Annotated in this window: 17 protein-coding genes and 1 pseudogene; 4 read left to right on the forward strand and 14 right to left on the reverse strand. The window is 56.6% G+C overall.

Going from position 1 to position 21,416, the window contains the following annotated elements; all coding sequences use genetic code 11:
- Nucleotides 1-80: 80 nt before the first annotated feature.
- Entirely contained in the window at nt 81-851 is a 771-nt protein-coding gene (locus tag PV433_RS15545) for a GNAT family N-acetyltransferase (RefSeq protein WP_332072990.1), read from the reverse strand.
- A gap of 191 nt (nt 852-1,042) precedes the next feature.
- On the opposite strand from PV433_RS15545, the gene PV433_RS15550 reads away from it, so the two are divergent.
- Nucleotides 1,043-1,927, forward strand: coding sequence for a phosphotransferase family protein (locus tag PV433_RS15550; RefSeq protein ID WP_332072991.1), 885 nt, complete (start codon nt 1,043-1,045; stop codon nt 1,925-1,927).
- 28 nt (nt 1,928-1,955) lie between these two features.
- On the opposite strand, the gene PV433_RS15555 is transcribed toward PV433_RS15550, so the two are convergent.
- From PV433_RS15555 to PV433_RS15585, 7 genes and pseudogenes are all read right to left on the reverse strand, one after another.
- Nucleotides 1,956-2,753, reverse strand: coding sequence for a helix-turn-helix transcriptional regulator (locus PV433_RS15555; RefSeq protein WP_332072992.1), 798 nt, complete (start codon nt 2,751-2,753; stop codon nt 1,956-1,958).
- 138 nt (nt 2,754-2,891) lie between these two features.
- Entirely contained in the window at nt 2,892-3,491 is a 600-nt protein-coding gene (locus tag PV433_RS15560) for an NUDIX domain-containing protein (RefSeq protein ID WP_332072993.1), read from the reverse strand.
- 40 nt (nt 3,492-3,531) lie between these two features.
- Nucleotides 3,532-3,786 carry a hypothetical protein gene (locus tag PV433_RS15565; protein WP_332072994.1) on the reverse strand — a complete coding sequence of 85 codons (255 nt, stop codon included), beginning with the start codon at nt 3,784-3,786 and terminating at the stop codon, nt 3,532-3,534.
- Nucleotides 3,734-4,513 (reverse strand): annotated as a pseudogene (locus PV433_RS15570) (serine hydrolase domain-containing protein). The gene PV433_RS15565 and the pseudogene PV433_RS15570 overlap by 53 nt, the downstream one beginning before the upstream one ends.
- Nucleotides 4,514-4,632: 119 nt before the next feature.
- On the reverse strand, nt 4,633-5,583 hold the full coding sequence (locus PV433_RS15575; RefSeq protein WP_332072995.1) for an aminoglycoside phosphotransferase family protein: 951 nt from the start codon (nt 5,581-5,583) through the stop codon (nt 4,633-4,635).
- A 34-nt stretch (nt 5,584-5,617) separates the two neighbouring features.
- Nucleotides 5,618-6,091 carry an NUDIX hydrolase gene (locus tag PV433_RS15580; RefSeq protein WP_332072996.1) on the reverse strand — a complete coding sequence of 158 codons (474 nt, stop codon included), beginning with the start codon at nt 6,089-6,091 and terminating at the stop codon, nt 5,618-5,620.
- A 323-nt stretch (nt 6,092-6,414) separates the two neighbouring features.
- Nucleotides 6,415-7,845, reverse strand: coding sequence for an aldehyde dehydrogenase family protein (locus PV433_RS15585; protein ID WP_332072997.1), 1,431 nt, complete (start codon nt 7,843-7,845; stop codon nt 6,415-6,417).
- Nucleotides 7,846-8,533: 688 nt separating this feature from the next.
- On the opposite strand from PV433_RS15585, the gene PV433_RS15595 reads away from it, so the two are divergent.
- Nucleotides 8,534-8,842: an IclR family transcriptional regulator domain-containing protein gene (locus PV433_RS15595; RefSeq protein WP_332072998.1), complete on the forward strand. Its 309-nt coding sequence runs from the start codon at nt 8,534-8,536 to the stop codon at nt 8,840-8,842.
- Nucleotides 8,843-8,887: 45 nt separating this feature from the next.
- A complete protein-coding gene (locus tag PV433_RS15600; RefSeq protein ID WP_332072999.1) occupies nt 8,888-10,291 on the forward strand; it encodes an NAD-dependent malic enzyme in 1,404 nt (467 codons plus the stop codon).
- An 832-nt stretch (nt 10,292-11,123) separates the two neighbouring features.
- Here the strand turns inward: PV433_RS15600 and PV433_RS15605 are convergent.
- From PV433_RS15605 to PV433_RS15620, 4 genes are all read right to left on the reverse strand, one after another.
- Complete coding sequence (locus tag PV433_RS15605) at nt 11,124-13,085, reverse strand: alpha-amylase family protein (protein WP_332073000.1); 1,962 nt, start codon at nt 13,083-13,085, stop codon at nt 11,124-11,126.
- Between the two features lie 1,110 nt (nt 13,086-14,195).
- Complete coding sequence (locus tag PV433_RS15610; protein WP_332073001.1) at nt 14,196-15,488, reverse strand: neutral/alkaline non-lysosomal ceramidase N-terminal domain-containing protein; 1,293 nt, start codon at nt 15,486-15,488, stop codon at nt 14,196-14,198.
- 26 nt (nt 15,489-15,514) lie between these two features.
- Nucleotides 15,515-16,804 carry a CapA family protein gene (locus PV433_RS15615; RefSeq protein WP_332073080.1) on the reverse strand — a complete coding sequence of 430 codons (1,290 nt, stop codon included), beginning with the start codon at nt 16,802-16,804 and terminating at the stop codon, nt 15,515-15,517.
- A gap of 25 nt (nt 16,805-16,829) precedes the next feature.
- Nucleotides 16,830-18,155: an amidohydrolase gene (locus PV433_RS15620; protein WP_332073002.1), complete on the reverse strand. Its 1,326-nt coding sequence runs from the start codon at nt 18,153-18,155 to the stop codon at nt 16,830-16,832.
- A 336-nt stretch (nt 18,156-18,491) separates the two neighbouring features.
- Here PV433_RS15620 and PV433_RS15625 point away from each other — a divergent pair, with 336 nt between their 5' ends.
- Nucleotides 18,492-19,814: a hypothetical protein gene (locus PV433_RS15625; RefSeq protein WP_332073003.1), complete on the forward strand. Its 1,323-nt coding sequence runs from the start codon at nt 18,492-18,494 to the stop codon at nt 19,812-19,814.
- Between the two features lie 112 nt (nt 19,815-19,926).
- Here the strand turns inward: PV433_RS15625 and pyrE are convergent, their stop codons facing one another.
- Together pyrE and pyrF are read right to left on the reverse strand one after the other, a co-directional pair.
- Nucleotides 19,927-20,565 carry an orotate phosphoribosyltransferase gene (gene pyrE, locus PV433_RS15630; protein ID WP_332073004.1) on the reverse strand — a complete coding sequence of 213 codons (639 nt, stop codon included), beginning with the start codon at nt 20,563-20,565 and terminating at the stop codon, nt 19,927-19,929.
- A gap of 13 nt (nt 20,566-20,578) precedes the next feature.
- Nucleotides 20,579-21,310: an orotidine-5'-phosphate decarboxylase gene (gene pyrF / locus PV433_RS15635; protein WP_332073005.1), complete on the reverse strand. Its 732-nt coding sequence runs from the start codon at nt 21,308-21,310 to the stop codon at nt 20,579-20,581.
- Nucleotides 21,311-21,416: the final 106 nt, after the last annotated feature.

Genomic DNA, 21,416 nt, shown 5'->3' on the forward strand with positions numbered 1-21,416 from the left:
CAGATGCCCAGACAGGCGCCCCGCTGCCGAGCGGCTGCACCTCCCGCCACAAGCAAGTCCGGGCTCCATGTCTCGTTGGACTATGAGCTGTCTCTGGCGTACATCTCGACCCAAGCCGGCCAGTAGCCCAAACTGGCGGCCAGCTGTCTCGACTGCAGATTGCTCGTAATCGTCGAATAATACGGCGTAACGCCCTCCTGCAGGATCGATAACGTTAACGTGCCGACGACCGCCTTGCCGATCCCTTTCCCTTGGTACTCCGGCAGCACATCGACGCCAATCTGCCACATCGTCTCGCTATCCTCGGATGCTCCGGCAATGCCGACGACAGTCCCGTCGCAAACCGCTATCGTTGCCATCTTATCCGGCCGCGGGCTGTCGGCCCGAAACGACAAAGCGTGCTTAAACCGGGTGTAGCCGTACAAGCCAGACACTTGGTCGCCGCGGTAAGTGGAGACGCCAACTCCAGGCGGAACCGTAAACGCCCGGAAATGATCGGCAGAGCATACATACTTCTGATCCGGTCCCGCCATAAACTGACGGTCCTGTGCGACAAGCTCCTCCAGTAAAGCGGCCGTCCGCGCCGTGAAAATTTGCCCGGTTACGAGCCCCCCTAGCTCCCGCCTCGCCCAGTCCATCCGGTCCGCGCTGCACGAAACGACGACGCCTTTCCCCATCGTTACGATCGTTAACGCTTTTTCGCGAAGCGGAAACCGGAGCCTTCCTTCCAGACTTTTCGCTTCGTACACCGATACGCCCTCACGGTCGAGATCCGTCTGAGGGCAGGCGAGTGTCGCCGATAAGACACCCTTAACGGTTTGTACAGCCGTGCTCCAATTCGATGCGGTCATGATTATAACCCTCCCGTTTTTCCGTATCCGTTCCCGAATGGAACGATTCCACTCCGCATCATACCAGATTCCCGGCAGACGAAGCGGCATTTCGGGCGGAAAGAACAAGCATAATGGAATTATCCGCTTGAAGCCGTTCTGCCGCTAAGCTACGTTATACGAAGATCAACTTTCGAGGAGGACAGTACCTGTTGACTATTCCCCATAAGCTGGTAGACCAAGTCGCGGCAGCCGTCGAAGCACGCGGCTTCGTCAATATCACCCCTTCCGTGCTAAGCAATGGAGCCAATCTCCTTATACACCTGGCCCTCTACCCCGTCGTAGCCCGAGCGGCTAAGCTGCGGCTCGAGGAAGCCGGAGCGACGCTGGCGCGCGAGATCCGAGTAGCGCGTCATCTGCACATATGCCAAGTTCCTGTCGTCCAACCCGATACGACGCTGGCCGTTCCGTTCCAGGCCGGCGGCACGTGGGTCACTTGCTGGGAGTACGTACCGCCTGCTCCGGCGTCCCCTCTCGCCCCGGACCGGGCGATCGGGCTTATCGGTGACCTGACGTCGGCAATGGCTTCGTTTCCCGAGGAGCTTCCCGTTCTTGGCGTCTGGGACAAATCGTATCAAATCATCCAAGCGATGCCCGCATACGACGATCCGCGAATCAGCCGGGCACTGGAAGCGTACCGGAGCGTCGACGAGCGGATGCGCCGGTTCCGGCCGGAGGAGCTTGTCCCCGCCCATGGCGACTCCCATGCGCGCAACCTGCTTCCGGGCCCGGACGGCTGGCGCTGGACGGATTTCGAGGACGTTAGCCGGATGCCGAGATATTGGGACTATGCTTCGTTTGTCGCAAATTTGGCGTTGTTCCGGGGGTGGGAGGAGCCGTTTCTGCAAGCCGTGCTGAACCGTCCGGAGGTTGCAGCAGACCGGGAATCGTTCGGATTCATATTACGCGCGCGTATTCTGGTGTCGACGCTTTGCAATGCGGCATTGGCGCTGGAGGGGCATGGAGACTGGTCTTTCGCCGAACGACAACTGGAGCTTTGCGGCGGTTTCCTGCGGCAGGTGCAGCAGCGGATCTAAACAACAGCAGAACCAGGTGCGCCGCGCCTTACCGGGTAACGCCGCTTGTCACTCTGTTCATGAAATTGTTCATCAGCAGCGATAAAGAGATGAGAATCGGCGGATCGTCCACCCGCGGGGGATATAACGTAACTTGCAGATGCGGGATATAAGACCCGGGGCCGACTACGATCGGCTCTTTCGTCCGGGTCCGTAAAGTAGCGTGCGGCAGCAAAATATCCATCGCCTGCATCCCCCACGAGAGCGAAGTCGCCATCAAATAATAGGTGCCCGGCCTGACGCCGGTAAAGCAAAAATCGCCGACGGAAGGAAGGAGCGTCCCGTACAGGGGCAATCCTTCGGGAATCGGTTTGGCGAACAGGCCGATCAGAATGACGCCATCGAAAGGAATCTCCGCACAGATGGTGCCTCTTACCGTATTAAGGTGATTCAAATACCGCTGCTCCGGTTCCCAATCGCCAAGCTTGCGCAAAGCGCGAAACTGATCGTCCGCCTGCAGCCGCGAATTCCGGAATTGGGACGGGGACACGCCTACCCGTTCGGTAAACCGGGTAGTGAACGTACCGAGGCTTTGCTGGCCGATCTCCAGGCCGATATCGCGAATACTCATATTCGTCTGCAGCAATAAATCTTTCGCTTTTTGAAGCCGGAGAGAAGATACGTAATAAAGCGGCGGCAGCCCGACCCTTTCCTTAAACAGCCGGGTAAAATGAAAGGGACTGTAGCTAATATGGCCGGCTAACCGGGAGAGAGGCAGCGGATCATCCAAATGCTTATGAATATAAGCGATCACCTCGTCTATTTCCGTGAGCTGGTCCGTAACCATGTATACCTTCCTTCCCTCCCGCCGTCCCGCGTGCAGCAGGAGACTGGAGTCTGGTCTATTGCGATTTTCGCATCTACTTAGCAGTATACCAAACACACGTTCCCGTGTGAATCATTTTCTGACTCCATTTCCATTCTTTTATACCTGCCTGGCGGGAGGCGCAAGCCGAGCGAGTTCCGGATGCATCTGCAGCAAAACGTGAAGCAGACGCAAATGCGGGAACGGTTGCAAAATAAAATCGAGCGGCAGTTCTGCCTTGAACACCGCTTGCCCTCCCGCCTCCAAATACTGCCTCAAAGTAATCGAAGTTGTCGCCATACGCCGAATCTCTTCCGGGCGGAGCAGGAGCAGCGCCTTGGTCTCCGCAGCGGGAACCGGCGAATCCGTGGAAGTCGCCAAATAAATCGGCGTAATGCTTCCATCCTCCTTTCTTGAGACAAGAATCGGCGCTATGCCGTCTTCCTCCCACGGACCGGGGGACAACCGGTCGCTCTCTCCGTAATCAAGCCAATAAGTAGCGGGCGGAGCGATCGGATTCACCCGCATCGACGCCTCTTCCCACGCTTCTCTCGATGCGCACTCCCAGCCTGTCTCGCCTTCCTCCCGATGACCGCCGAGCCTGACGACGCCGAGCACTTGTCCGGATCGGTCCGGACCGGCTTGAAACGGAAACAACCCGCGGGCAAGCACATATACGCCAGCTGTCACCACACTGTAGACGCGTTCCGAATGTGACAATCGGGACACCTTCTTTCTGATCGCTTCTGATTAGCTCGTCTTACTTTAACCCGTCGAACAGCAATTGCTCCACTTCCCAGTGAAGCTTCCAGACGTTGCACGTTTGATTCGCTAATATGATGCTGGTCGTGTCCAGGTCCGGGTAATAGGCAAGCATCGCCGCAACTCCGGCGTTGGAGCCTTCCTTGTAGAGACGATAACCTTTCCCTTCCTTATTATAAGTAAAGTGAAACCCGTAACCGTTAACGATTCTCCCCCATTCGAATGTTTTCTCCAGATGGGTCTGCGGCTTCAACTTTTTGAACGGCGCAGTACCCTTCCGCCGCCTCAGCGTCGCCGTCATCTTTGGATATAAAGGATGTATGTTTCATACCGCAAACGTGAAATACATTTCGTTCAACATACTCCCGGTAGCCTTCGCCGGTTGCCTGTTCGATGACGAGCCCAAGCAGCACAAAAGCGCAGTTATTGTAGCTTACCTTCGTCCCCGCCTTAAATTTAAGTTTCTTGTACGCAAACTGCGGGAGAAAGTCAATACAATTTCGGATGGAATAATTGGGCTTATTCTTGAACAAATCCTCGTAACTTTCCCCCTCTTCCTCATCCGCATCGTCAGCGATTCCCGAAGTATGGGTAAGCAAGTGAGAGATCGTAACATCGTCCGGAATTGCAGTCCCTCACAGATCAAGGAGCTCCGTTATGTTATCATCCAACCGGATAGTCCCGTTATCGATCAGTTGCACAATGGAAACCGCTGTAAATAATTTAGTGATGGATGCCGTATCGAACTTGGTCTGCACTGTATTCGCCACTTTATATCCTCTATGCGCTAAGCCGTAGGCTTGTGCAAACTGTACCTGATCGTTCGTCTTCACCAGTCCCGCGCGGCGAAGTCCTTCTCCCGGTAATACTGATCGAACAGTGAAGCGATTGTTGAACTCATCTTTCTCACATCCCAGGCACATTGATGCTTCCATTTTACTAAAAAAAGAGAGTCTTGTTGTGATAATAAATGACTTCATTAAATATTACCAGGCCGGGCAGACGCCAATAAGTCGGGTGGCCCTCCCGCCTATACCTCGTAATAAACAGAGACTGCCCAAGCAGCCATCGCAGATGACCGTCGGGCAGTCCCTTTTTGTTAACTTAGCACCATGTTCATGTATTGAATCATCGATTCGAACGTATGCCGATCGGTGCGCCACGACCCGAACGTCCACCCCATATACCGCAATCCTATGTACCGGGAAGCCGTTATATACCGCTGTCTGAATTCGTCCTGGTCTATGGAGACTCCTCTTGCTTCGAGCGCCATTCGGTATTTTTCCGCTTTTTCCAAGCTCGTGAAGCGAAGCGGAATATCCAAGTAAAACGATCCGTATCCGGCTTCCTCCCAGTCGATGTAACGAATCCGGGTGTTGTTCTGAACCAATACGTTGCCCGGGTGCAGATCGGTATGGATTAATGTATGGGAGCTTGCGTCGTTAAGGATCGGTTCCAGATCATCTGCAATCGATTGGGCTGCGGCTTGGATGTCCGGTATGTACGATTGAAATAAGGCTGCGAAATCCTTGTCCTGCACAGCCTGATTCCACGACGGCTCCCACCGCTCGCGAAGCATCCGGGATATATAACCGGAGTCGGCTTCAGGAAGCCAGAGCAGTTCGTGCCTGCGACCCAGGTTACTGGCGTGAAGGTGAGCAAGCAGTTCGAATTCTTGTCCGAGAACTTGTTCCGCATCCACGGCCCCGTAATCCGTCGCATAGTCAACATCCTGTATGCAGACGTAACGGGACTGATCCTCCTCATAGTCACGGGAGAAGCTGTAAGGTACAGCAGCCCCTTGCCGGTGCAGCAGCGCCAATACCCGGCGTTCCTTCAAACTTGCGTTTTTAGTGATGTAAGAGGTTACTAACCGTTCGTTCCGATACTCCACTTGCACTTGATGCCGATAAATGTCAGTGGCCGAAAATCCTTTGTGAACCGGCTGTTCTTCCAAATCCAGCACAACAGCATCCGGCGAAATAAAACATGCGACAGCTTCTTCGATCAAGCGACGAAGCTCGACGCTTCGATCGGCGCTGCAGTCCATCAGTAAACTCCTCCCCGTTTCGAAAAAATCCCGGCTACCTGTGCCCCATGCTGCGCTCCTGCTGAGACAGATAATGGTCGATAATCTTCCTGTGGCTCTTCACGATGTCGCCCGGCAGAGCGGACCATTCAAAATATTGGAAATCCAGCGATTCGGCGTAATCGATCTGCAGTTGTCCGCTTACATTTCGGGTGAAATACGCTACGGTGACGGCATAGAACTGATCTCCGTTCGGAGCGGTTATAAATTGCTCGGGGCCCGAGAAGACGTCCACCAGCTGCAAATCGCCGATCGTAAGTCCCGTCTCTTCCCGGACTTCGCGAATCGCGGTTTGCTCGGCCGACTCTCCTAACTCCATCAGTCCGCCGGGCAGCGCCCATCTGCCGTACGGATGACGACGCTGTTCGAGAAGGAGGCGGTCTTGATCATCCAGCACAAGAGTCACCGCTCCAACAAGAATCAATGGCCGGTGGCCGACCGCGGAACGAAGTTCTTCGACGTATCCCATTCGGATTCCTCCTGTTAACACGTAGTGGGGTTGCATCTGCTCCTTTAAATTGAACATTATAGCACTAATCTTCGACGCGGAGCAACGCTTGGCCCGTGCTGCCTCTGCTTCCTACTCCGCGAATGGCCGCTGGCTGCGTCCTGCAAAGCAAACCGCTCCCCCGCTCTCATCTCCAGCCGGCCGTTCTCCAGCGCGCCCAACACCACAAGCAGCAAGCGGTAAAAAAAACCGCCCGGAACTTGAACGTACCTCCTGCGGTTAGATGCGATCTAACTAGCGGGGCACTTCATTCCCGGACGGTTATCGAGGCAGCAGCCTGCCTGTTACGGCTTCAGCTTGATCGAGATCAGCTTCAGCTCGGTCATTTCTTCTACCGCATATTTGATGCCCTCGCGGCCGAAGCCGCTTTCCTTGACTCCACCGTAGGGCATGTTGTCGACGCGGAAGGTCGGAAAGTCGTTGATCATGACCCCGCCTACGTCCATCTCGACCGCCGCCTGCATCGCCGCATGGATATCGTTCGTATAGATGCCGGCCTGAAGTCCGTAACGGGAATTGTTCACTTCCCGGATCGCTTCGTCCAGCGTCGAGAACGACCCGACCGTGACGATCGGACCGAATACTTCCTGACACGATACCGGCTCGGTCGTCGGCACCCCTGTCAGGATCGTCGGCGGATACAGCCGCGGATGGACCGCTTTGCCGCCGGTAACGACTACCGCTCCTTGGGCGACCGCGCTGCCGACCCATTCCTCCATTCGGCGAACTTCCTTCTCGCTGATCAGCGCCGACACGTCCGTCGCCTCATCCAGCGGATCGCCGACGACCAGCTTCTCGGTTTGCGCTTTAAATTGCTGCACAAACGCCTCGGCCTTCTCCTCATGGACCAGGATTCGCTGGATCGAGATGCAGACTTGCCCGCTGAAGGAAAAAGCGCCAAGCACACAGCGCTGGATCAGCTCCGGCGTAATGTCGCAAGTCCGATCGAGGACGAGCGCGGAGTTGGAGCCCAGCTCCAGCGTCATCCGTTTCAATCCGGCCTTGTTTCTCATCGCGATGCCCACCGCCGGACTGCCGGTAAACGTAATCGCCTTGACCCGGCTGTCCCTCACCAGCTTCTCCCCGACTACCGCTCCCGGCCCCGGGATAATGTTAAGCGCTCCCGCAGGCAGTCCCGCTTCGGCAAAAATATCGCCGAGCACGAGCGAAGAAAGCGGCGTCTGCCCGGCAGGCTTCAGCACCACCGTATTTCCCGCCGCTATCGCCGGGCCCACCTTATGGGCAACCAGGTTAAACGGGAAATTAAACGGCGTAATCGCCCCCACGACGCCGATCGGCCGGCGCATCGTAAAAGCGATCCGCCCTTCTCCGCCCGGCGCGGCGTCCAGCGGAACGGTCTCGCCATGGAAGCGCCTGGCTTCCATCGCAGCGAACTTGTAGGTCTGGATCGTCCGCATGATTTCGCCGCGTCCCGTCTTAACCGGCTTGGCGGCTTCCAGCGCCAAAATGCGCACCAGCTCCTCCTGCCGCCGTTCGAGAATGGCGACGACCCGGTCAAGGATCGCCGCCCGCTCGTGCGCCGGCATCGCCGCCATCACCGGAGCGGCCGCTTCGGCGGCACGGATCGCCTCCTCGGTCTCCGCTTCCCCCGCTTCCCCTACTTCCGCCACAAGCTCGCCGGAATAAGGCGAGTACAGCGGCGTATACCGGGGCGCTTCTTTCCACTGGCCGTTCATATATAAGTGATGTTTCATCGTATCCCCACTTTCCCGAATTAGCGGCAAGTTCCCTGAATCAGCCCTGGCTTCGCACTTGTCTGGTCAGTACTTCCCCGATTACCGGATTTGCGCCGTATGTTCTCCATCTCTCCCGGATTCGGGTCGTCCTTCACTTCTGAAAGGCCGTTCCGGCCGCAATCACATAGGACATCGTCTTCTATCCGGCCCGATTCCGGAGTGTGGAGGCAACACCTTCCATATACAGGAAACCCCCAAGCTGACAGACGCCGTACATGCCGTACTCCCATTCCGACATCCCTTCCGGACGATACAGCGGAGAAGGAAACTGTGCTATACAAGCCGGGGGCAAAAGGCCCCATTTGAAATTTATACGGCTTCACCTTGCTTGTCAACGGCCTCCCCATCAAGGTACTACGTGGAAGACTTTTACGAACAAGACGATGCCAGGTTTGATGGTATAATAGTTTTCTGGACAAAGGTATTTTTAGGCAGAATTCTGCAACGTAAAGGCTCCTCGATTCATAATCTCTATCAAATATAGTTGTCGTTTACGGAATAGATGATGTATCCTTCTAATTGGGGATCATCCGCGGAGGAACCTTTACCTTGCTCTTTTAGACGAAAGAATGTATGCGAATAGGTGAACAGGCAGCCCTCCACGAATAACGAACGACGATCTTTCATACCGTCGGTTCATTCCGCCTTGAGCATTATCGAGGAGGTCGTTGTCGACGGCAAGCTGCCCCGGTATACGGACAATTCGATTACCGATCTGAATGTGTACCTCGACAACCTGCGGCAAATCCGCGAAGAAGGCATCTCGGAAAGCTTTGAGGAGTATACGTACGGTATCGCCGGACTCGGCTGTCCGATCTTTAATTCGAGGGGAGAGATCGTCCTTATTCTCGGCGCGTTCCGTTCCAGCGCTTCCAACCATTACGATGCCCAGATCACCCGCAACTTGCTGCAGAAAGGCGCCAGAGAGATTACCCAAGCGATATCCAGCTTCTAATCGAACCTGATATTATACTCCTAAATGAGAAGGGAACATCCGATAATGGCCTACAATAGTATCATTGTCCGCGTTGAATTGAATCATAGCGAAATTAATTTCGGTGAGGTCGCTTCGGCGATCAGTCTGGCCAAGGGCGACATTACGTCAATCGACGTAATTCGTCCCGGCAGCGACCGGTCGGTCCGGGATATTACGATCGACGTCTCCGATACGGCCGAAGCCCGGGTCGTCGAAGGATTGAAGTCGCTTAAGGGTGTCGAAGTCGTGAACGTATCGGATCGCACCTTTCTTGCCCACCTGGGAGGAAAAATATCGGTTCAGCCCAAGCTTCCGGTCAAAAACCGCGACGATTTGTCGCGGGTGTACACCCCCGGCGTAGCGCGGGTATGTACTTCCATTCACGAAAATCCGCAAAAAGCGTACTCGCTCACGATCAAGCGCAATACGGTAGCCGTTATCACCGACGGGACGGCCGTCCTCGGTCTTGGGGACATCGGTCCTTATGCGGCGGCTCCGGTTATGGAAGGAAAAGCGATGCTGTTCAAGCAGCTCGCCGATGTAGACGCCTTCCCGATCTGCCTCGACACGACGGATACCGAGGAAATTATCCGCACAATCAAAGCGATCAGTCCGATCTTCGGAGGAATCAATCTGGAGGACATCAGTTCGCCGCGCTGCTTCGAGATCGAGACCCGGCTGGCGGAAGAGCTGGACATTCCGGTGTTTCATGACGACCAGCACGGAACGGCCGTCGTCGTCGTCGCCGGACTGATCAACGCGCTGAAAGTTGTAGGCAAACGGATGGAGCATATCCGGGTCGTCGTCAACGGCATCGGAGCCGCCGGTGTATCGATCTGCAAAATGCTGCTGGCCGCCGGCGTGAAGCAGCTTGTCCCGGTCGATCGTGACGGCGCGATCGTGCGCGGCGGCAGCTACCCGAACCCGATGTGGAACTGGCTCGCCGAGCAGCCGCAGGTGGAAGATACGCCGGGCAGCCTGAAGGAATTGCTGACCGGCGCCGACGTCTTTATCGGCGTATCGCGTGCCGGGCTGCTGAACGCGGAAGACGTTCAGCGGATGGCGCCGAACAACATCGTCTTCGCTATGGCGAATCCGAACCCGGAGATCGCTCCCGAAGAAGCGCTGCCGCATGTGCGGGTGTTCGCAACCGGACGAAGCGATTACCCGAACCAGATCAATAACGTGCTCGTCTTCCCCGGCATGTTCCGGGGCGCACTGGATTGCCGGGCGACGTTCATCAACGAGCCGATGAAGCTCGCCGCAGCCCGCGCCATCGCCTCCGTCATATCCGAGGGCGAGCGCAACGAGCAGTACATCATCCCCGGCATCTTCAACGAGGAGGTCGTCGTGCGCGTCAGGCGCGCGGTCGTGGAAGCGGCGATCTTGACCGGTGTCGCCCGCCGGACGCCGCCGGATTTTAGATAAGCGGAATTCCGCCGTCCTGTGGCGGGGGAACGAGAAAAGAGCCTTGGCGGTCGCCATCGACCGGCAAGGCTCTTTTTTTTGATAGCGTAGAATGGTTAAATTCGTCTTCAACGTACGGTAGCAGCAATGGGGCTCCTCACTTATCGATCGGACTAGCAATGCCGCAAGGTTACACATCTTGAGCTTTCCGCTTCAGCCCTGCTCCGTGGCCATTCGTCTTCCCCCCTCGCTTGGGGACTAAAAGCGGTTTGGGACTGCTATTATCCGTGGATAAGCGTGCAGACCCGCCCACTTGGTTGAAATAGGGGGTGCAAACCGCCTCTATCTGTTGCGGTTTTTCGAAAAAGCGGAAAATAGGAGGTGCCAAAGACTCCTATTTTATTATTCAGCTCGTGCGAATTTCGTTTCAGCAAAGCTAAGCATGAACGGATCACGAAAATGAGGGTAACGTGCTACATGCGGAGTCGGATTGTTCCCATAAAACCTTATGGATGTGTGATTCCATGAAGAGGCTGATCGTCCGATTTGCCATCATGCGTTATTCCACATCTTCGATGTCATCCATCAACGAGCGGCTGGAGCAAAGGCACCGCACCCTCTCTCCCGCATACGTAAGGGGCCGCACGCCGCACACATCTGGGGGCTGTCTCCTAAGTCCGTTTGGCGATTTGTGGAGCCGCACTTGGGACCAACTCACCTCCAGAAAAAGACCTCAGTCGCCACGTTACCATGGAATTTGAGGTCCTTTCGTTCGGCAATAGGACGCTCCCTGTCATGCGGGCACTTCTGGGACCACCGTCCTTCTTGGGCTGCGGCAAGGTTCGATTCCTCGCTACACGCCCGCGCTGCGTTCGATCACAGTCATCAAGTAGCCGTTAACCGCAGGCAGTCGGATTTTCGCATACCCATCGACAATATCGAACGGAACCGGTGTCCGGTCAGGAGCGGTGTACACAGCTTTCACATCCCCCCCCTTTACATATACGATGCCGTCGTGCAAACGATTATGCTCCTCGATGACGTTGTATCTTCCCCGCAGCTCGGGATATGTCGCTTTGACATGCAGGATGTCCAGTTGGTCTTTGCGGGTGACGGTTACCCGCGCAGTCGAAGGGATGCCTTCATGCTTGATCAAAGGATCGGGCAGAAGCTTCTCCAGACAATGCCTGATCAAATATTTATACTCCGGATAAGCGTTCTCACCGTATCCCCCGAAAAGCTGGAATCCGATCTGCACGATCCGGCCGGACTGAACGGCTGCGTCCAGACCGGAAGCTGCCGCCGGAGGCGTATAATAATAGCCGTGAAAGCCGTCCCACATCTTGTTGGAATATGCGTCCACATCGGCGGCGAGCCGAACGGTCCCGGGTTTCCCTCTCAACTGTATCCCCTGCTTGTATACGGCATATGGAAACTCCGAATCGAACTGTTCCGAAGGCTCGATCATGTTGAAGTACGACGCATTGCGCGGGTCAGGGCCGACATACTCCATATTCCATTGCTCAAGGGCGAACTGCGTCCGTTCCGTATTCAGACCGGAAAAACCGGTGCTGATGACGCTTCCTCCTGCAGCCAGGTGCCGCTCCAGCTTCTCCTTTAAGATCGGAGTTACCGTCACCTCGTCCGGCAGGATTATAACAGAGTAGAAAGAGAAGTCGCCGCGTTCCTCTACGATATTGAACCCGTACTTCAACTCGCCCAGCATCCGGGCTGCCGCATACAGCACCTGCTGACCTTTCGGAAACCTCGGATTGTTCGCTCCGAGATCGCTTCCCGGAGGTAGCACGACGGCAATCTCGGCTGCTGCCGCCGCTCCTTCCGTCCATGGCTCGTAAGCTTCGATATCGCGGTACACTTCGCCGATTCTCCGGTACACCGAACTATCCAGTCCGTCACGGGGATGCATATGATCGCCGACCGAGGTCGTGATCCCGTTCATGATCGCGTCCCAGCAATCGTATTCGAGCGACGCTTTTGTCTTCAGCCCTCCGAAATCCCCCCAGCTGGCGTGGAACCGTCCCGTCATGTACAGCACTTGCTTGCCGAGTGTCCGGGAATAGGCGGCCTGGGCCGCAAAGTAATCGTACCCCCATGCTCCCGGCAAACATTCGATCTCAATATGCGAGCCCAATCCGTCGCAGTGGATATGGCCCAGCCCGTTCGGCAGCAGGAGCAGCTCGTCGCCGGTAATCTTTTTGACCTCCCAGCAGAAATCGTTCACCTTTTGCCTCGTGAACATGTCCACCTCATGATGATCGAGCGGATCTTTGCCGCAAGCCTGCAGTTCTTCCTGACACTCGTTTCCGTAACACGGATTCGTCACCAGACAGTCGAGAAACACCCCGTCTACCGGATACCGCTCCACCACCTCGCGGATCATACCGAGCATGTAGTCCTTGTAGCCGGAATTCAGACACATCAGGCGGAAAAAGTTACCCGTACGGTCTCCCGATATCACTTGGCCGTCCTTGTTCAAAACACACCAGTCCCGGCGTTTTCTCGCCATCTCGTGATCGATGCCGATGTTGAAATACGCCGCTACGCCGATTCCTTCCTTGTGGCATTCCTCCACGATCTCGCCCAGCATATCGCCTTTCATGTACGGATACGGAATGCCGATATCGGTCCGGTAATAAGCGAAGCCCAGATTGCATTTGGCGAAAACGTTAATAAACTCGACCCGCGCTTCCTTCAAGGTACGTGCAAACTGCCCGGCATCGAAATGTTCGGCGAAATCCTTCACGTTCGGCATCGTGTGGAAGTCCAGATGAACGGCCCTTTTCAACGTTCGCATACGATTTCCCTCGCTTTATGATGGAGTCGTTTTTATGTATTATATATTATATATAACAAAATACCACTAGACGAATGATCTGTAAATAGCGAATATGATGAGGCGCGTACGAAAGAATCACTTCGTTTGCAGATCAGCCGGCAGCCACCGAAACGGCCGTTTTTTTATTTGCCTTATTCCAGTTCCGCTTTCATACCTGGCTATATGAGCACCGTTTTTGGGGGTTCTTCATTTCCAAGTACAATTATCCTTTTAAGAAAAACCGTCAAGTAAAACGTCCAGACAGTTCTTTGACGTGCAAAACCGCACGTTAGCGCGTTGGAGGGAATAGGTACCTTCGATCCTCCAGCCGCTCGCTGATGAGGTTTTACAGGGAACAATCCGACTCCAACTGAAGCATGTTACCCTCATTCTGGTGAGCAGATCATGTCTAGCTTCGCTGAAACGACCTACGTACGGGCGGAGTAACCGAATAGAAGTCTTTGGCACCTCCTATTTCCGGCCTTTTCCCGGGACGAAAACGAATAGAGGCGGTTTGGGAGGGGTGTTGATTCATTGTGTAGAAGTGTTAGCAGGCCGTTCCAAGTGAAAAGTTACCTTCCTCTACTCAAACAGGTTGTCCGGAATCCCTTGATTGAATTAGGATTGTAAGGTAGGGGATTCCAGACAAAGCTCGCCAGAAGGTAATCTTTTCCCTTTCCACTTGGTTGTCCATAATGAATCGACAGCCTCGTTTGTATCCCTTATTTCGGCCCACTCGCCTCATCTGTACCTTTTTCGCTAGTTTTAACAGATCCAAACCGCTCTTATTTCCCTATCCAAGCGGGTTTTGAACAAAATAACGGCTCCAAACCCCTTGTCTGCTTTAGTACGGTGAAGAAGATTAACATTATGGCGTGATAAAAGAAAAGCTTCTAAACGAAGCCCTTTCTACGACGAATGACCCTGCGCAAGAGGCAGCTTTTCTTAGTTCAATATGTCTCGGTTCGCTTATCGTTTTATCGCTTTATCGCTTAACCCCTTATCGAACCTAAACCTACTAAATGCACAAAAAAACCTGACCAGCGGCCAGGTTTTCATGGATATGAACGATGATCGTCTCTGACGCCTCTATTCCGCTCGCGCCAACTGCTCCAGGAGCGCGGATGCGCATTCCGTCAGACGCTCCCCCGTCCCCGGAGCGATCCGGTTGAATACTTTCAGTCTCGGCTCATATCCGCCTTGCTCGTAGGCGGCTTCCGTACAAACATAACCGTAAATCGAGCCGTTGCACAGCGTATTCACGATCGTAGACGCGTACGGGGAAGCCATCTTGACGGCAAGTCCCAGCTCCACGAACAGCTCTCCCGGCAAACCGACAAACGCCAGATCGCCCAGGTGCAAGGCCTGAACTTCCAGCAGCGCTTCCCCTCCGGGCAGCTCCGCCACTTTCAAAACTTGTTCAGCGAAAAAGCGCTCCGCTCCGACGACCCGATTGTCCCCCAGCGCGCTCCGGGCTTGCTCGATTTCCCGCTGGCTCGCCTCGCGCTGCTTCATCGGGATAAAGGCGCGGACGGCGCCGGCTTCGGTGTCCGTGGATGTCTCAATACACTCGCGTACCCGGAGCGCCTCCCCGGCGAGACGTTGACCGATGATCTGCGCAAAGTTTCGCTCCGCCGGCATCGGCTTGCCCGGATCGGTATGATTAATATCCCCGCACGCGCCGAGCAGAAATACGCTGACGGCATGCTCGCCCAGCGACTTCTTCACCGCTGCCGACAGGGCGGCCGGGTAATCGCCGCTGTAGTCGCTTCCCCCGGTCGTATCCGTATGACAGGCGAAGCTCGTCAAGATGCCCATCGGCTGTCCGTCCAGACTGTCGACGCGTACGACCGACAGCTCCGGGTCGATCGGCCCGGCCGGCCGGTCGATATCCGGATTCAGACGGCCCGGATTCGTCCGCAATTGCCCGTTTTTCATCCAATAGCGCCGATTAAACGATACATCGCCCACCTGCCCCGTCCCCCAGCCTATACGGGCAGGCTTCCGTCCGTTATAAGCGACAATCGCGGCATCGGCCGCCCTATCGGCCATATAAGCCAAATATTCCTCGCTGAGGCTCCCGTCCAGCCCGATGCGCACAGGCGCGCCCGTATGCGTATGCGTCGCGGCTACCATCGTTCGCTCAACCGGGATTCCCGTATACGTTAGCAGCCTTTCGCGAATCCGGTTCGCCTCGCGAGCCGGAATGTACAGCGCATCGACAGCAATAAACGCCAGCACCGTCTCATCCGACTCGACGACCCATGCTTTGGCGTAGAGAGGGTCCCGGATTCCCCCGGATTTTCTTTCCTCCGTATATCCCGGGATAGAGCTGCCGAGAGGAGGGGTAATATCCAGCTCGCTCATTCCGCATAACAGCATTTGAAATTCCTCCGTTTCATCGATCGTTATACCCGGCTAGCTCTCCAGCTCGCCTGCGTTCCTTCGATATGCAGTTCGGTCCCGAACTCCCGGCTCAAGCTTTGCAGTTTGCGCAAGATGCCCGTATCGCCGGTCAGCTTCGGCCAGCCCCGGCGGTATCGGGGCGTTCCGTACCCGAGGGAGATCGGATGGAAGTCCATCCCCAGCAATTCGCCGCCTTCGAAGACGAGCGACGCGACAACGGACGACCAGACGTCGGGGTTGGCGCCCAATCCGCGCGTATCGCCGGCGCTGCGCGCATCGAGCGCATCAGCCGTATGATGCGAATGACCAAGACCGTATTTCTCATAATAATCGGAAGGCAGCCATTCGACCGAGTCGTTCTGGAAAATAAAATTGCCCAAGCTGTATAAAATCGGCTTGTTTCTGTACAGTTCCACCCCGCGTATAATATGCGGCCCGTGGCCGATCACGGCATGCGCCCCTTCGTCGATACAACGTCTGGCAAACTCTTGGAGGAAATCGGCCGGAGCGTCTTTGCGCTTGCCCTTCATCTCATGGGAGTGAATGCTGACGATCGCGTAGTCGGCTTGACGCCTCGCATGCCGGACGGCTTCAAGTATCCGGGACAGATCGGCCTGGTGCGGCTTGGTCGCAGCTCCCCTCTGCTCACAGACGATAAAACGGTGCCCGCCGAACAGCATCATGTCCGGATCGCTGAGCGCAAAGCCTTCCTTGGCCAGCATGTCGTGTTCGTCGTTAATGCCGGTCTCGGATGCAATCGCTTTCAACTGGTTCATTTGCTCCTCTGACAGGCGGTAGGTGGTCACATAGCGGAGCGGATTGACTCCCGGTCTGCCGATTCCGTCCGAGCGCTGCTCTCCGGCGCGCCACGATTCGTGAAAGGTCGAGGTAGCCGCGATCAGCGCCGCCCTTCCCCCTTGAAACTCCATATACCGGATGCCGCCCGCTTCGGCCAAATTGCGCCCGACACCCGCATGCACCCAGTCGTACCGGTCCAAGTACCGTTTCGTCGCCTCCAGCCCGCCGTAGGAGTAATCCAGCGTATGGTTGTTCGCCCAGGCAAGCGCATTAAAGCCGTATCGCTGCAAATCGTCCAGCACGGCCGGGTCGGCGGCAGCCCATGTGCCGCCGCTTTGTGCATTCGGGAACCCTTCCATCCGGTGCACCGTCACTTCCAGGTTCGTAAACCGGATGTCGGACCGGCCGAGCAGCTCGGCCAAGCCGGGAAGCGTCTCGTCCCCGACCGGCAGACGTCTTGTAATAAAACTGTCGCCCGTAGCGGCTATCGTCATTCGGGTCAAGCCGATTCAGTCCTTCCTAATTGAAAGTACCAGATTGATCTTCCGCCGGCCAGTAGGGGCAGACGAGTACGAGACGGACCAGCAGTTCGGCGGCGATCCCGAGCACCCGCTCGTCGAAATCGAACGAAGGATGATGGTGCCCTGCGGCCAACGGGCTACCGAACAGCATATAGACGCCGCGCCCTCCCTGCTCCTGGACCTTCCTCAGCATAAATGTCGCATCCTCTGAAGCGCCGAACGGCAGCGTACCGATAAAAGAGCCGACCGCCTCTAGAGCGGCGCACTCCTTCTCGATCAGCGGGATGAGCGAAACGTCGCCTTCCACGCTCGTTCCGCGGCCGACCGTAACCCACTCGCAGGTTACATCGTACAGCGCCGCCGCCGCAGCCAAAATGCGGCTCGTCTCTCCAGCCATATAAGCGTTCAGCTCCTCCGTCTCACCGCGAAGCTCGAGCTTCAGGCTCGCTTCCCCGGGGACGACGTTGCGTCCGGCGCCTCCTTCAAGCCTCCCCACATTCACCCGGGTCGCCCCGCCTCCGTGGCGGCTGATGCCATGCAGATGCAGTGCCGCGGCACAGGCGGCGAGCAGCGCGTTGTTCCCCTGCTCCGGGGACTCTCCGGCATGTGCGGCTCTGCCGCGAAATACGGCATCAATCTTCGTCGTGGACAGGAAGCCGCTGACCGAACCGACGATCTCGCCGACTGTGTTGCTCTTGAGGCCGATATGTCCGCAGAACAAATAATCGACGCCGTCGAGCCAGCCGGACTCCACCATCGACTGCGCGCCGCGGCAGCCCTCTTCCGCAGGCTGGAAGAGCAGTCGCACTTCCCCAGCCAGCTCGTTCGCGCTTGCGGCAAGCTTCGCCGCCACCCCAAGCCCGATCGCAAGATGCCCGTCATGTCCGCAGGCATGCATAAGTCCCGGCCGGCGGGAAGCGAAGCCCAGCTTTCTCGGCAGATGTTCCGAGCCTTCATCCTCCCCGACCTCGACGCAGTCCAGATCGAATCTGAGGGCGATGACCGGCCCCGGCTTGGCGCCGCGAAGCACGCCGACGACTGCCGTATGGCCCCCTTTCATTCGCCCGAGCCACTCGGGATCGACGCCTTCCTTCAAAGCTAATTGTTCGTGAGCGCGAATCGTCTCCGCATCAGGCACGCCCATACGCGCCTTCGACGAGCACGCGCCGCGGCCGACGGTCACCTCCAGCCCAAGCGAGGCCAGCTGTGCGGCCACGAACGCCGCTGTCCGGTATTCGAGCCAGCCCGGTTCGGGGTGGGCGTGGAGGTTTCTTCGCCAGGCAATCATATCAGCGAGCCATTGTTCCTTTTGGAAGCTGTTCATCTCATCCTCCCCGTTCAAGGATACGTTTACATTGAAACTACCGCCGCTGTCTCATCGTACAGAAACGGAAATACGTTCATTTAAAGAAATTGTCTGTATATATTCCATATAAAGACTACCATTGCTTTCGCACCTGTGTCAATCGATAATTACATCAAGATGGAAGCGGAGAACGGATGTTTCTTTTGGACATTTGGACGGAAAGTTGGACAGGAAAGTTGGGAGGGAAAACTGGGGGCGGATTGCTTTTTGCAGGCTCTGCCCTCCATAATAGAAAGATAAGCTTGAACTAGCGAAGCGTGATGTTGCTGCATTCCACACCTTGCGGAGGTACTTATGAACATTATTATTGGCCTGGTCGGGCCTTCGGATACGATCGCTCTCGTGGAACGGGTCGGCCGGGAATGGGAGGGCCGAATCACCCTGATCCCGTACATCTATGAGGATGTCGAAGAAATTGCGGATATCGTGAAGGAGCATCGGGGCGATATCGACATCTGGCTATTTACCGGACGGATCGCATACGAGTTCGGCAGCGCTTATGTACCCGAGCCCCATATGCTGATGATCCGCTCCAGCGGTTCCGCGCTTATGAAAGCGTTGTTCGCCGCCGTACGCGAAGGAGGCATCCCGTTACGGTTCAGCATCGATACGCTGACGCAAGCGGAAGTCGCGGAAACGCTGGACGAGCTTCAGCTGCAGGACAGCGTCCCGGTCATTCATCCGAATAGCGGATACGTTCCCTCCGCCGAGCTTGTACAGTTCCACGAAGCTCTTTATCGCAGCGGTCAAGTGGAAGTATGCATTACCCATCGCGGACACGTCTGCGAAGAATTGCGCAAGCGCGGGGTCACCGTATACCGGATCGTCCCGACCGTCATGTCCATCCGCGAGACTTTGCGCCTGGCCTCCCAGCTCGGGGAGACGAACCATTTCCGGCAATCCCAGATTGCCGTGCTTCTCCTGCATGTGCGCAACGTGCTGAATGAACATACAAGCGCTTATGAAACGTACCGGCTCAACCTGAAGCTGCAGGAATTGCTGCTCCAATTTACCGAGCACATCTCCGGGGCGCTTCTTCCATCGGGAGGGACGTCCTTCAGCATGTTCTCCACTCGGGGAGCCATCGAGCGGAATACGTCGTTCCCCCCTACGCTCCTGTTCGAGAAAATCCGGCTGCTTACCGGCGGTACGGTCCACTTCGGTATCGGGTACGGACTCACCGCATTCGGTGCGGAGCAAAACGCGGTGCTGGCGCTGTCCCGCACGGAAATGAATGCGGAAGGCGGTCTCGTCGTCACCGACGAAGCGGGGGCGATCCAGGAATCGTTTCCGAATCAGGAGTCGCTCTCGTATCATTACCGATCCGGCGACCTGGATGTGATCGAGCAATTGAAGCGGGCCGGCGTCTCGGCCGCCATGTTCAACCGGATCGTCTCCGTGCAGACCCGAACGGGCAAACGGTCAGTCAGCGCAGCCGACTTGGCTTCCTGGCTGGACATGACGCAGCGCAATGCGAACCGGCTCCTGGCCGAGCTGGAGCGCAGCGGATTGGCCCGGATCGTCGGGGAGGAAGCTCCCGGCGCGAAAGGAAGACCCCGCAAGCTGTTTCGCATCGAGGCTTGGAAACCGGAAGCGTCCGACTCCGGTTCTTCCTGAAATTCCGGTGGCAGCCGAATTCAGCCGGTGGCTGCTAGGCGCGCCAGCCGCCAGTCGTACAGCGTACAAAAAAGCCCCTCCCGCTATTGGCAGCAGGAGGGGCTTGATCGATTTACACGCCGAACGATTCCGGGTTGGTCCGCCACGATTGCAGCAGCTCCATATCGTCCTGCTCGATTTTACCGAGCTGGAGCGCCACTTTGCTGAGCGCCGTAAAGTTCGACAGCGAGTCGAACGCAAAACCGGGCTTGCCGAAGTTCTCGGCGGCTTTCTCCAACTGATAGCTGAAAATCGCGATCACGCCAAGTACTTCCGCGCCGGCCTCGCGTACGGCCAGCGAAGCTTTGACCGAGCTGCCTCCGGTGGAGATCAGATCCTCGATCATTACTACTTTTTGGCCCGCCTTCAGCGAGCCTTCGATGACGTTTTCTTTGCCGTGGCCTTTCGCCTTGTCGCGCACGTAGATCATCGGCAGGTTCAGCTTCTGGGCTACAAATGCCGCATGCGGAATGCCGCCCGTCGCGATGCCCGCGAGCACTTCCGCATCGGGGTACATTTCACGGATTTTCTCCGCGAAGCCGAGCGCGATCAGATCGCGTACCGACGGATCGGAGATCGTGATCCGATTGTCGCAGTAGATCGGGGATTTGATCCCCGACGTCCATGTAAAAGGCTGTTTCGGCCGCAAGCTGACCGCGCCGATCTCAAGCAGCGCTTCCGCGATTTGTTCATCCAAGTAACGCAGTGCCATATCTATCTTCTCCTTATCCCGTTATCGATTCGATAATCTGTTCAAGCGCCTGGCGCGGGTCTGCCGCTCCCGTAATCGGACGGCCGATGACGATATAGTCGGTGCCTTGCGCGAAGGCGTCTTGCGGCGTCATGACGCGCGATTGGTCTCCGATCGCGGCGCCTGCCGGACGAATGCCGGGGGTCACGGTGGCGAACGAAGCGCCGCAGCGTTCCTTGATGCGGGTCACTTCAAGCGGCGAAGCGACTACGCCGTCGAGCCCGGACTGCTTGGCCAGCGACGCATACCGGAGCACCGCCTCTTCGATCGGACCGGCGATGCCGATCTCGTCGTTCAGCACCTGCTGGCTCGTGCTGGTAAGCTGGGTGACTCCGATCAGAATCGGCTTCGCCGATCCGGGACGGTCGGACAGCGCCTGCTCCACGCCTTCCCGCGCCGCTTCCATCATCGCAGCGCCTCCCGCAGCGTGCACGTTGAACATATCGACGCCGAGGCGCGTCACGCTGGCCGATCCGCCCTTGACCGTATTCGGAATATCGTGCAGCTTCAGGTCGAGAAATACGTTGTAGCCCGCTTCCTTCAGACGGAGCACGAATTGCGGTCCAGCTGCGTAAAACAGCTCCATGCCCACCTTCATATAGCAAGGAATGCCTTCCAGCTGGCGAAGCAGCGACTCGGCTCCCGCCGCATCGGGGTAATCGAGTGCGACGATAATCCGTTCTGCCGGATTCCTGTTGGATTTCAAGTTCGAAGCCCTCCTTAACGGATATAAGGTCATATGAGAGCCGGTCTCCGACTCGCTTGCATAGTCGGGAAACCGGCCTCCTGTTCGTTCTATTCGGTTGCGGCGG

The sequence above is a fragment of the Paenibacillus sp. GYB004 genome (assembly GCF_036577605.1).
GTDB lineage: Bacteria > Bacillota > Bacilli > Paenibacillales > NBRC-103111 > Paenibacillus_AB > Paenibacillus_AB oceani.